At 69.6% G+C, this 12399-nt stretch carries 10 protein-coding genes; 3 read left to right on the top strand and 7 right to left on the bottom strand.

Going from position 1 to position 12399, the window contains the following annotated elements; translation table 11 throughout:
* Positions 1–94 precede the first annotated feature (94 nt).
* The 4 genes from ligD to JJ691_RS03660 form a co-directional block, all read right to left on the bottom strand.
* Complete coding sequence (gene ligD, locus JJ691_RS03645) at positions 95–1090, bottom strand: non-homologous end-joining DNA ligase (RefSeq protein ID WP_211767380.1); 996 nt, start codon at positions 1088–1090, stop codon at positions 95–97.
* Positions 1087–2154 carry an ATP-dependent DNA ligase gene (locus JJ691_RS03650; protein WP_211767381.1) on the bottom strand — a complete coding sequence of 356 codons (1068 nt, stop codon included), beginning with the start codon at positions 2152–2154 and terminating at the stop codon, positions 1087–1089. The genes ligD and JJ691_RS03650 overlap by 4 nt, the downstream gene beginning before the upstream one ends.
* A gap of 39 nt (positions 2155–2193) precedes the next feature.
* Positions 2194–3756 (bottom strand): rhamnogalacturonidase, encoded by a 1563-nt coding sequence (locus JJ691_RS03655; protein WP_211767382.1) that lies wholly within the window; start codon positions 3754–3756, stop codon positions 2194–2196.
* A 200-nt stretch (positions 3757–3956) separates the two neighbouring features.
* Positions 3957–5405: an MFS transporter gene (locus JJ691_RS03660; RefSeq protein ID WP_211767383.1), complete on the bottom strand. Its 1449-nt coding sequence runs from the start codon at positions 5403–5405 to the stop codon at positions 3957–3959.
* A 64-nt stretch (positions 5406–5469) separates the two neighbouring features.
* On the opposite strand from JJ691_RS03660, the gene JJ691_RS03665 reads away from it, so the two are divergent.
* Entirely contained in the window at positions 5470–6231 is a 762-nt protein-coding gene (locus tag JJ691_RS03665) for an ArsR/SmtB family transcription factor (protein WP_211767384.1), read from the top strand.
* 10 nt (positions 6232–6241) lie between these two features.
* On the opposite strand, the gene JJ691_RS03670 is transcribed toward JJ691_RS03665, so the two are convergent.
* Genes JJ691_RS03670 through JJ691_RS03680 form a run of 3 tightly spaced genes read right to left on the bottom strand, consistent with a single transcriptional unit; the run spans position 6242 to position 9789 of the window.
* On the bottom strand, positions 6242–7606 hold the full coding sequence (locus tag JJ691_RS03670) for an APC family permease (protein WP_211767385.1): 1365 nt from the start codon (positions 7604–7606) through the stop codon (positions 6242–6244).
* Complete coding sequence (locus tag JJ691_RS03675) at positions 7603–8487, bottom strand: proline iminopeptidase-family hydrolase (RefSeq protein ID WP_211767386.1); 885 nt, start codon at positions 8485–8487, stop codon at positions 7603–7605. The genes JJ691_RS03670 and JJ691_RS03675 overlap by 4 nt, the downstream gene beginning before the upstream one ends.
* 33 nt (positions 8488–8520) lie before the next feature.
* Complete coding sequence (locus JJ691_RS03680) at positions 8521–9789, bottom strand: radical SAM/SPASM domain-containing protein (RefSeq protein ID WP_211767387.1); 1269 nt, start codon at positions 9787–9789, stop codon at positions 8521–8523.
* A 156-nt stretch (positions 9790–9945) separates the two neighbouring features.
* Between JJ691_RS03680 and JJ691_RS03685 the strand changes: the two genes are divergently transcribed.
* Together JJ691_RS03685 and JJ691_RS03690 are read left to right on the top strand one after the other, a co-directional pair.
* Positions 9946–10653 (top strand): YqjF family protein, encoded by a 708-nt coding sequence (locus tag JJ691_RS03685; protein ID WP_211767388.1) that lies wholly within the window; start codon positions 9946–9948, stop codon positions 10651–10653.
* 198 nt (positions 10654–10851) lie between these two features.
* Positions 10852–12399: an LCP family protein gene (locus tag JJ691_RS03690; RefSeq protein ID WP_249227659.1), complete on the top strand. Its 1548-nt coding sequence runs from the start codon at positions 10852–10854 to the stop codon at positions 12397–12399.

The raw sequence follows: 12399 nt of genomic DNA on the forward strand, positions 1-12399 counted from the left end.
GGCACCCGACCTTGTGCCACATGCGCTTCCCATTTGCGTTCAGATGCCAAGTGGGAAGCGCATGTGGCAAATCCCGGGGGAGCTGCGGGGTGGCTCAGGTGTCGGCGGCGCGGGCGCGGCTGGGGGCGACCCGTGGCGGCTCGTTCGGCATCTTCGGATACACCGGCGGCCAGGGCGCGTCCATCATTCCGGCGGCCATGTCCCGTTCCGACCGTGCCAACAACGGCTCCAGCGACTGCGGCTCCGCGTTCATGCCCGCCCAGGCGTCCCCGTGTTCGTCCACAAAGGACGGAATGGTCCGGATGGTGAGGGAATCGGGATCCACGGCCGAAAGCTGGTCCCAGGAGATCGGCGTGGACACCTGCCCGCCGACCCGGGGCCGTGCGCACCAAGCCCCGAACACGGTCTTGTGCGGGGCGTTCTGGTTGAAGTCGACGAACACCCGAGTGCCGCGCTCCTCCTTCCACCACTGGGCGGTGATCAGAGCAGGATGCCGGCGCTCCAACTCCCGGGCCAGAGCTACCGCAGCGGCCCGGACCTGGTAGCCGTCCCAGCGTTCCGCAAGGCGCACGTAGATGTGCAGGCCCCGGGAGCCGGTGGTCTTCAGGTACGCCTTGATGCCGTCCTCGGCCAGGAAGTCCCGCACCAGCAGCGCGGCCTCCTGGATCTGGGGGAAGCCGATGCCGGGCGACGGGTCGAGATCGATCCGCAGCTCGTCGGTGACCTCGGGGTTGGCGGCATGGACGGGCCACACGTGAAAACCGAGACAGCCCATGTTCACGGCCCACAGCACATGGGCCAGGTCGGCGGCGACGAGGGCGTCGCTGGTGGTGCCGTTCGGCGTGGACACCACCGTGGTCTGCAGCCAGTCCGGCGCGGACTTGGGGACCCGCTTCTGGAAGAAGGACTTGCCGCCCGCGCCTTCGGGATAGCGCTCCATCAGCAGCGGCCGGCCGCGCACGGTGGCCAGGAACGGCTCGGCGACGGCCTGGTAGTACCGCACCAGGTCCAGTTTGGTGGCCCCGATCCTGCCGAAGAACACCTTCTCCGGGTGCGTGATGGTGACGCCCTCGACCTCGACCGAGCTCATGTCCGGAAGATCGCCTTCAACTCGGCCGGCGCGATCTGGTCGAGCTGGCCGTAGGTGCACGACTCGGGAGTCCGGTCGGGCCGGAACCGCACCAGCCGCCCGCCGTGCCGGAGCCGCCCGGCCATCACGTGCTCGTACCGCACCTCGGCCACCAGCTCCGGCCGCAGCGGCTCCCAGCTGAGATCCTTGCCGGCGCTCCACCGGCTCTGTCCGCCGGGCATCCGACCGCCGGCCTCGGACTGCGCCTCGGCCCACTGCCGCCACGGATGCGTGGCCAGGGCGTTCTCGCGCCACGGCGCCAGTTCGTCGACGAGTTCCTTGCGCCGGGCCGCGGTCATGCTGCTGGCCACGCCGACGTGGTGCAGGGTGCCGTCGTCGTCGTACAGGCCGAGCAGCAGCGACCCGACCCCGTTGCCGTCCTTGTGCCAGCGGAAACCGGCGACCACACAGTCCGCGGTCCGCTCGTGCTTGACCTTCCACATCACCCGCTTGTCCTGCTCGTACGGTAGGTCGCCGGGCTTGGCCATGACGCCGTCGAAACCGGCCCCCTCGAACCGGGTGAACCAGTCGGCGGCGACCGCCGGGTCCCGGGTCAGCGGCGTGATGTGGATCCGCGCCAGATCCCCGCCGAGCACGCCCTCCAGCAGTTCACGCCGCCGGGTGAACGGCTCGTCCATCAGGCTGTCGTCGCCGAGGGCCAGCAGATCGAAGGCGACGAAGCTGGCCGGGGTCTCCACCGCCAGCTTCCGCACCCGCGACGCGGCCGGGTGCAGCCGGTTCTGCAGCGTGTCGAAGTCCAGGCCGTCGCCGGTGACCACGACGATCTCGCCGTCCACCACGCACCGCGGCGGCAGCACCTCGAGCAGCAGCTCGGCCAGCTCCGGGAAGTACCGGGTCAGCGGCCGGTCGTTGCGGGAGCCGAGCTCGATCTCGTCCCCGTCACGGAACACGATGCAGCGGAAGCCGTCCCACTTGGGCTCGTACAGCAGCCCGTCCGCCGTCGGCACCTCGTGCACGGCCTTGGCGAGCATCGGCCGCACCGGTGGCATCACTGGAAGGTCCACGACCGGTCACGATAGGCCGTGACCGGTCGTTTCGCCCTGTCAGAGCTCTGTGTGACCGGTCTGGTCCACCTGCGTGTCGGCCACCGGGCGGCTGGTGGTCACCCGGAAGTCGGACACGTCGTCCAGCACGAAGGTCGGCGCGGTCGGCGCCTTGTCCGCCTTGACGTGGTGGAAGTCGGCGTCGACCACGTCCCGCAGCGCGAACGCGGGCCGGGTGTCCTGCTGCTCGTAGCGCACCTCGACGTTGTCCAGCGTGACGCCCTGGACGTGCCGGATGAAGAAGCCGTAGGCCGGCAGTGTGCCGAACATGGTCGGCTCCGGGTAAGCGTTCTCCACCTCGGGCGGGTTCTCCGGCACGCCGTTCATGGACAGCCCGCCGACCATGTGGTGGCGCACGTTGCTGATCCGCACGTCCTCGATGCGGTGGCCCGGGATGCCGGCGATCGCCGACGGGTAGCGCGGGTCGGCGTTGTGCGCGATCAGGTTGGCGATGCTGACCCGGCGCAGCGTGCCGACCGGGACGCCGGCCGGTCCGCGCATCCGCGAGCCGAGCCGGAAGAAGATCGGCATCTGCACGTCGCGCATGGTGATGTTGCTGACCGTGATGTCCTCCAGGCCGCCGCCGTCCACCGTCTCGAAGGCCAGGCCCCGACAGTGCTCGAAGACGACGTTGGAGATGGCGATGTTCTTGAAGCCGCCGTTGGACTCGGTGCCGCACTTGACCCGGCCGGTGCGGCCGAACGCCGCCGTCTTGTACGTGCCGTCGACCAGCGTGCCCAGGTCGTAGCCGCTGACGAAGCAGTTGTCGATGGTGACGTTCTCGGTGTCGCGCGCGTAGCCCAGGGCGTAGGAGGCCTTGAGCACGATCGCGTCGTCGTTGGGGGAGTTGACGGTGGTGTTGGAGATGCGGACGTTCTTGCAGCAGTCGATGTCGATGCCGTCGCGGTTGGTGTCCATGACGACGTTGTCGATGCGGAAGTTGTCCACGCCGGTGGGCAGGATGCAGAAGTGCCCGCCGTTGACCATGGTGACGTCCCTGATCACCACGTTGCGGCACAGCTTGAGCGCGATCGCCTTGTTGCCCTGCAGCGGCTGGGACTCCTGGCTGCCCCCGCTGACCAGGCCCTTGCCGTCGATCGTGCCCGGGCCGCCGATGGTCACGTTGACCAGGTTCTCGCCCCAGATCAGGCTGTTGTGCCAGTGGCTGTGGCCGAAGTCCTGGTAGCTGTTGCCGGCGCCGGGCTGCTCGGCCGGGTCGTAGCCCTTGCCGTTGGCCGGCGCGGCCGCCAGCAGGGTCGCGTTGTGGCCCAGGTACAGGGCGACGTTGCTCTTGAGGTGCACGGAGTAGCTGGCGTAGGTGCCGGCCGGGAAGAACACGGTGCCACCGTGCCTGGACGCCGCGTCGATGGCGCGGTTGATCGCCGCGGTGTCGATCGTGACGCCGTCGCCACGGGCGCCGAACTCCGTGACGTCGAACAGTTTCCCGGCCGGACCGGTCGGTGCGGCCGGCTCTGCGGCGGCGGTGCCGGCCAGCGGCAGTGCCATAGCGGCCGCGCCCGCGGCCCCCAGCGTGACGATGCGACGTCGACTCACCCGGTCCATGGCTCGGAGGCTACAAACGTTTACAGCCTGTTTCAATAGGCCGTTCGCAACGGGCCTCCTGAACCGGTTACGCCCCGGCCTCGTCCCATCCCCTAGACCGGCGAAGGGCGGTTCACATGCGTAAACAGCGGGTCGTCGTCGGGGTCATGCAGCAGCTGCCCAGCGCGCAGGACGTCATCATCGGCCAGATCCCTCGGCCGTCATCCCTGGTCGTGCCCCGGCGAGCGGATCGGGAGAACGCACGGCACAGCGGCGAGGAGGAACGCGGCTGCGCCTCCCCACATGAGGGCTGAGACATGGTCGGCGAACCCGGCCCCTGTCGGTGTTCCTGCGATGGCACCGAAGAGCGCCACCCCGATCGCTCCGCCTGCTTGGCGGGAGGTGTTGCTGGCACCGGACGCGGTCCCCGGCGAGTCCGGAACGGCGCGCATCGCGGCCGTGACGATCCCCGGTGTCAGGACACCGATTCCGCAGCCCCACACCGCAAGAGAGCACAGCAGTATCGGGTAGTCCACGGGGCCGTTCCCGGCGCGGAGGCTGAGTGCCAAGCCGCCGAATCCGACAACGGCGATCAGGAGCCCGAGCGCGCTGGTTCGCCAGGGACCGACCTTGTTCGTGCGCCTGCCGGAGGTCGTACCGAGCAGAGGTAGCGGGACCATCGCAGGCAGCATCACCATGCCCGCCACGAGGGGGCTGAGCCCGTGCACGGCCTGGAAGACCTGCGTGAGCACGAACAGCGCACCCTGAGCGCACAGGTTCATCACCGCAGCGACCCCACACGCACGCACCAGCGGTTGACGGGCCACCGTAGGAACCCGCAGCAGCGGTTGCGGGGCGCGTCGCTCGACGAGCCACAGCGCGGACCCGGCACAGGCCGCGGTGGCAACCATGGCACCGCCCAGCGCGGTGTTGCTGGGCCCCTGGATGATCGCGGTGACCGCGCACCCCAATAAGACGGTGAGAAGGATCGCGCCGGGCCAGTCGACAGTTCTCCCGAGAATGCGGTTGGGTGGCGAGGACGATCGCTCGGACGGGTGCCGCGCCGGCCGGGGTGATCCGGTTGTCGAGGTGAGCACGGCAGCCAGGACCGCGATGATGACCGGGACGCCGAGCCAGAACACCGCGCGCCAGCCTGCGGCCTGCACCAGCAGTCCACCGAACACCGGACCCGCCGGCAGCGCCGCACCGCCCACCGCGGCCCACCGGCCGATTGCGCTGGCGCGGGCTTTCTCACTGGGTGCTGCCTGCGACAGCATCGCCAGCGTGCCGGGCAGCATCAATGCTGCCGCGGTGCCCTGCAGCGCCCTACCGGCGATGAGGACACCGCTGGTGGGGGAGAGCGCGCACACGATCGAGGCGACCCCGAACCCGGCGAATCCGGTCAGGACCATGCGGCGGTGGCCGATCCGGTCGCCCACCGCGCCAGCGGCAAGAAGCAACGCGGCCAGCGGCACTGTGTAGGCGTCGACCACCCACGCCAGCCCGGCACCGGCGTGCAGGTCCGTGTCGAGTCGCGGGAGCGCCACGTTGACCACGGTCACGTCCAACAGCACCAGGAAGTAGCCCGCGCACAGTCCGAGGGGCAGCAGCCAAGTCGTTCTGGTGCTGTCACTTCGCTGGGTGGTCACCTCGTCGCCGTTGTGCCGCATGCGTTGATCCTCGCGCCGAAAAGCTTCAGCCAGCGTCGAAACGAATCGCGCCTACCATCGGGACATGGGCAACGACCCTCGAGCGGAGGCAGGCGACCCCGATATCGCCCACCTGGCCAGTGCGTTCGCCGACGCCAGGCGCGCACGGGTGCTCATGGCGCTGGCCGACGGCCGAGCCCTACCCGCCGGGCGGCTGGCCGAGGAAGCCGGGGTGGCCGCGTCCACGATCAGCAACCACCTGGCGATCCTGCTCGAACACCAACTCGTCACCGTCGAGCAGCAGGGACGACACCGGTACTACCGCCTGGCCGGCACCGAGGTCGAAGGCGTTCTCGAAGCCCTCGCACGGCTCGCGCCCCGGACCCCGATCACCTCGCTACGCGAACACACCAAGGCGGCAGCCCTCCGCAACGCACGCACCTGCTACCGCCACCTCGCAGGACAACTCGGCGTCCGCCTCTTCCGCCAGCTGCTCCACGCCGACTGGATCACCGGCGGCGATGCGCGCCACGACCCCACGATCGCCGGCGATCGACTCTCGGCCCCCGGCAAAAGCACCCGATACCGGCTCACCAGTCGCGGTGCGACAGCACTGAGCCGATGGGGCCTCCCGGCCGGCGTGCTCAGCCAAGAACGGTCCCTGCGCTACTGCGTCGACTGGACCGAACAAGCCCACCACCTCGCCGGACCACTCGGCACCGCCATCACCAACCGGCTCTTCGAACTCGGCTGGATCAGCCGCGGGACCGTTCCCCGCAGCGTCCGACTCACCCCAGCCGGCGAGAGCGGCTTCGCAGCCATCGGAACGCCGCCGACAACGTCATGACCGGCGACAGCTAGTCCGCGCGGGTGGTTTCGTTGAGGTTGAGGGTGATCTCTCGGCCGGTGAGCTTGCGGACGACGATGACCACGATGCCGATGGCGAGCCAGACGAGGCCGCCGATCTTGGCGTCGGGGTCGGCGTTCCACAGGACGTAGCCGATGATGACGAAGCCGACGAGGGGGACGGCGAGGTGCATGCCGTAGCTGCGCTGGCGGCGTTTGACGAGGTGGTAGACGGACACCGAGACGTGCAGCATGAGGAAGGCGAACAGGGCGCCGAAGTTGACGAGGGTGGAGAGGAACTCGATCTGGCCGACGAAGAAGAGGCCGAGGACGAGGCTGACGGCGGCCACGAGGAGGACGGCGCGTTCGGGGACGCGGCGCTTTTCGTTGACGTGGGCCAGGAAGGGCGGCAGCGTGCGGTCGCGGGCCATGGAGAACAGCAGGCGGGCGGTGGCGTTCTGGGCGACGAGGCTGTTGGCGACGGCGGCGGCCAGCGCGGAGGTGACGGCCACGAGCACGGTGAGCCACGGCCCGGCGGCGAGGCCGGCGACCTGGTAGAAGGCCTGGTTGGTGGCGTCCTGACCGACGAACTCGGTGGTGCCGGGCGGCACCAGCAGCGCGGCGAGCCAGGTCTGCACGATGAACAGCACGGCCACCAGACACAGCGACAGCACGGTGGCCCGGCCGACGACCCGAGGCCCGCCCTGGACCTCCTCGGACTGGGTGGAAATGGCGTCGAAGCCGAGGAAGGACAGCACCGCCACCGACAGAGCGCCGAACACCAGGCTGGGGGAGAACTCCGCGGGGTTGAAGAACGGCGTGAACGACCAGCCGCCGCGAGCGGACACGGCGATCACGGCGGCGACCACGAAGATGGCCAGCACCAGCAGTTGGCCGAGGAGGAACCAGCGGTTGACCCGGGCGGTGGTCTCGATGCCGGCCAGGTTGACCACGGTGTTGAGCACGACAAAAAACACCACCCACAGCCACTGCGGCACGGCCGGCAGCACGGTGCCGAGGGCGGCGGCGCCGGTGACGTAGAGCAGGGTCGGCACGAGCAGGTAGTCGAGCAGAATCGCCCACCCGGCCAGGAAACCGACCCACGGCGCGATACCCCGGCCGGCATAGGCGTAAACGGAGCCGGCGACCGGGAAGGCGCGGCTCATCTCCCGATAGCTCAGCGCGGTGAACACCATGGCCACCAGGCCGATGACGTAGGTGAGCGGCACCATGCCCTTGGCGGCGTTGAACACCACGCCGAAGATGGCGAACGGGGCGATCGGCACCATGAAGATCAGCCCGTACACCAACAGGTCCCGCAGCCGCAGCGAACGCCGCAGCTCCTGCCGGTAGCCGAAGTCGGAGAGCTCGCTCATGACAGCGTCCGCAGGAAGCCGCCGACGACCTCGGTGAACCGGGCGGGCTCCTCGACGTGCGGCATGTGGCTGGACTCCTCGAAGATCTCCCAGCGCACGTCGGGAATCCGGTCGAAGTACGGCTGCACGGTCTCCGGCGTCGCCTCGTCGTGCCGGCCGCTGACCAGCAAGGTGGGCGCCGACACCGCGTCGACCCGGTCGATGATCGACCAGTCGCGAATGCTGCCGATCACGTGGAACTCGCTGGGCCCGTTCATCGCGTGGTACACGGTCGGATCGCGGTCGATCTCCGCCAGCGCGAAGGCCACTTCCGCCGGCATCGGCACCACCCGGCACAGGTGCCGCTCGTAGAACACCTGCACGGCGTCCTTGTACGCCTGGCTGTCGGTGGTGCCGTCGGCTTCGTGGGCCCGCAGTGTCTTCTCCACCTCCGGCGGGAGTTCCGCGCGCAGCCGGTCCGCGGCGGCCAGCCACAGCGACATGGACGCGGGCGAGTTGGCGATCACCAGCCCGCGCAGGCCCGCCGGCCGGCGCGCGGCGTGCTCGGCGGCCAGCATGCCGCCCCACGACTGGCCGAGCAGCGCGTAGCGGTCGGCGATGCCCAGCGTCCGCAGCAGATTGTCCAGCTCCGCCAGGAAGAGCTCAACCGTCCAGAAGTCGGGTGACGCGTCCGGCAGGTGGGTGGACTTGCCGTTGCCGAGCTGGTCGTAGTGCACCACGGCCCGGTCACCGGCCAGGTCGGCCAGCCGGAGCAGGTAGTCGTGTGTGCAGCCCGGCCCGCCGTGCAGCACGACCAGGGGCACGCCACCCGAGCCGAGCTCACCCGTGATCCGGTACCAGGTCTGGTGATCGCCGAACGCGGCATGTCCCTCAATGGCCATGCCTACCTCAGTACCGAGGCGGACCGGGCGGCGTCAAGAGCACGGCACGAGGCCGGATCGAGCGGCCACCAGGTCGAGCCGCTGCTGGATGTTGTGCGTGTAGCTGGGGCATGCCGAAGTGCCCTCGCCCCACCGCTTGGGGCAGCTGCCGCCGCACACCGGCAGAAAAACGCAGCCGGAGCACTTCTGCTCGCCACGGTTGACCCGGTCGTGCCAGTCGTCGTAGCGCCCGGCCGGCCGCTGCCGATCGTGGTCGGCCTGCTCGACGAGTTCCAGCACATCGTCCTGCTCGTGCGTGGACACCAGCGGATGTTCGGTGCACGAGAAGATGCCGCCGCTGCTGCTGATCACTTCGGCGGTGCGGGTGACCGCCGGGCAGAGCGGCCCGGTCAGCTGTGCGGGGATCAGGTTTCCGGTGACCAGGCCGACTTCGTGCATCCGGCGCAGCCACCGGGGTTCGGCGGCGGCGAACCGCTGCTCGCCACGACGCCAGGCCGGGGCCTCGCGCAGGTCGAACTCGAACATCGGGCGGTTCAGCCCGGCGGCCACGGCGGCGTCGAGGAACGCGTCCCCCTGGTCGACGTCGGCCAGATCGCTGTGGATCATCAAACGGAGCAAGGGAAACTCGTCCGATGCCAGCTCGGACAGCGTCGACAGGATCCGGTGGTAAGGCCGCTGCGGGTCGATGGTGATCCGCAGGGTGTGGATGCGGCATTCCTCGTACAGAGCACGAAGCCGACGCAGGGTCAGCAGCGAGCCGCCGGTGCTCAGCGTTGACGTGTAGCGCACGCCGCCGGCGTCGGCGGCCTCGACGAACTGGGCGGCCAGCTCACGCACGATGGCGTACGACAGCAGGGGTTCGTTGCCGAACCAGCCGATCCGCACCTCCTCGGTGCTCGGCCGGTTGATGCCCCGCAGCACCCGATCCCGCACCGCGTCGCGGTGATTGGCCGTGGACTTGCCCCGCACGTGCACCTGGCCGCAGTACTCGCAGCCCATGTTGCAGAACCCGGCCGGCACCAGCACGTAGTTCAGCGACGCCAGCGACCGCGCCCGGGCCCGCTGCTCGTCGAGCACGTCGGTCAGCTCGTCCCGGTCCGACGGCACCAGGATGCTCGGGTCGGACAGCTGTTCGGCGATGGCGGCCGGCAGCGTTTCACGGCCCAGCGTTCGAGCCACCGCGTCGTCAACCGTGCTGACCCGCGAGGTGCGTGTGTTGAGCACGAGCCGGACCGGTTGGCCGCCGCCGTCGGTGTAGGCCGCTTCGCTGACGACCAGGTATCTGCTTGCCTTCTGACCCACCACGCCATCCTGTGGCGGCCGACCCGACCAGGCGTATACGCACATCTACGTAGAACGGCCAGGATTCGTTGCGACACAAGGCTGTCCGGTCCACACTGGTTGCCCCTGAGTCTCCGTCGACCAGGTAGGTTCGGGCAACCGGCTTATGCTGGGGGAGTGGATGTCGAGCCGGTCACCGTCACCACGCCGCGGCCGCTGCGGCGGGCGCTGCTCACCCAGTCCTGGCGCGAGCTGACCTTCCTGCACTGGCCGATGGAGCCGGACCTCATCGCCCCGCTGCTGCCGGCCGGCACAGTGCCGGACACCCTCGACGGCGTCACCTATGTGGGACTCGTGCCGTTCCGGATGAGCAAGGTGCTCCGGACGCCTTATCTGGGCACGTTTCCGGAGACGAACGTGCGACTGTACTCAGTGGACGGTCATGGCCGCCGCGGCGTGGTGTTCCGCTCGCTGGACGCGGCCCGGCTGCTGCCGGTGCTGATCGCCCGGCTCGGCTTCTGCCTGCCGTACCGGTGGGCGTCGATGCGGATCGAGCGCGACGGCGACGTCGTCACCTATGTCTGCCGACGGCGCGGCGGCGGCCCGAGCAGCCGGATCCGGGTGCTGTCGGGCGCGCCCATCGACGAGCCGAGTGAGCTGGAACACTTCCTGACCGCCCGCTGGGGCCTGCACGTGTCCTGGCACGGGCGCACCATCTACCTGCCCAACGAGCACCCGGCCTGGCCGCTGCACCGCGCCGAGCTGCTGGACATCGAGGACGGCCTGCTGGCCGCCGCCGGCGTGCCCCGGCCGGCCGAGCCGCCGGTGAGCGTGCTCTGGTCACCGGGCGTGCCGGTGCACTTCGGCCTGCCACTGACTCGATGAGGTGACTTCGTCACATTGTGTGACGGTGATTCGGGAGTTCTGTCGGTGTCGTGCCCACGGATGGGCGGTCCCCACCACCGGCCGGGCAACGGCAAGGCACTATGGACGTCCTAAGGACAGTGGTCGCACCACCGGGCGACCAGCGTTTGACCAGCGTATGACCAGGCCGTATTTGAACGTGAAGGGGGAGGTCGCCCGATGCCGGAGCGCCTCGACGTGCGGCGGACGCCGCAGCCGGCCGGACACCCCCGGCCCGCCGCCGCGGGCCGCACCCGACCGGCCCTGCGCACCTTCCAGGTGCTGCTGGTCGTGGTGTCGATGGTGGTCTTCGGGGGCACCTGGTACGCGTGGTCGCAGCTGGCCAAGCTGAACGGCCTGACCACGGCCAACGTGATCGGCAAGACGGTGTCCCCGCTGGCCGAGCAGAACATCCTGATGGTCGGCCTGGACACCCGCACCGACGCGCAGGGCCAGCCGCTGCCCGCGGACGTGCTCAACCAGCTGCACGCCGGCGGTGGCGACGACGGCGGCGACACCACCGACACCATGATCGTGATCCACATCCCGGCCGGCGGCGGGGCCGCGTCGGCGATCTCCATCCCGCGCGACTCCTACGTGCAGGTCATCGGCAGCGACGGCACGAGCTACGGCAAGCACAAGATCAACTCGGCCTACAGCTACGGCCGCAACGACGCCTACTCGACGCTGACCAAGCAGGGCGTCACCGGGGCCGACCGGGAGAACAAGGCGGCCGAGGCCGGGGCCAAGGTCTCCATCGCGACCGTCCAGCAGTTCACCGGGCTGACCATCACCCACTACGCCGCGGTCAACCTGGCCGGCTTCTACTTCATCAGCCAGGCCATCGGCGGCGTGCCGGTGTGCCTGATCAACCCGGTCAAGGACTCCTTCTCCGGCGCCAACTTCCAGGCCGGCCAGCAGACCGTGGAGGGCTCGGCCGCACTGGCCTTCGTGCGGCAGCGGCACGGGCTGCCCAACGGCGACCTGGACCGGATCCGCCGGCAGCAGGCCTTCATGTCCAGCATGGCCAAGACGGTGCTGTCGGCCGGCACGCTGGCCAACCCCGGCAAGCTCAACGACCTGATCGCCGCGGTGAAGAAGGCCGTGATCATCGACCAGGGCTGGGACGTGCTCCAGTTCGCCGAGCAGTTGCAGGGCATGAGCACCGGCAACATCAAGTTCGTCACCATCCCGATCGTCAGCATCACCCTGCAGACCCCCAACGACGGCGACGCCGTCGAGGTCGATCCCCAGCAGGTGCAGCAGTTCGTGCAGCAGACCATCGGCGCGACCACCTCCGGCGGCGCCCCGTCGTCCGGCGCCGCCAGCCCGAACTCGGTGGACTACTCGGCGACCACTGTGGACGTTCGCAACGCCTCCAGCGTCTCCGGCCTGGCCGCCAGCGTGCTGGACAAGTTGGTGGCCAAGGGATTCGGCCGCGGCGACGTCGGAACCGCCACCGCCCGCAAGGCTTCCTCGATCAACTACCCGTCCAGCGCGAAGGCGGCCGCGCAGGCCGTCTCCACTGCCCTGGGCGGGGTGCCGCTGATCGCCGACGACTCGCTCACCGCCGGGCACGTGCGGGTGTACCTGGGCACCGACTACAACACCAAGTACGGCTTCACCGGCAATGCCCAGATGCAGCTCAACACCTACGCCGCCGCGGCGCCGACGTCGTCCTCGTCCAGCTCGACGATCACCGCCGACGGCGTGCCCTGCATCAACTGA

Origin of the sequence: Kutzneria sp. CA-103260, assembly GCF_018263855.1 — a bacterium.
Lineage (GTDB): Bacteria > Actinomycetota > Actinomycetes > Mycobacteriales > Pseudonocardiaceae > Kutzneria.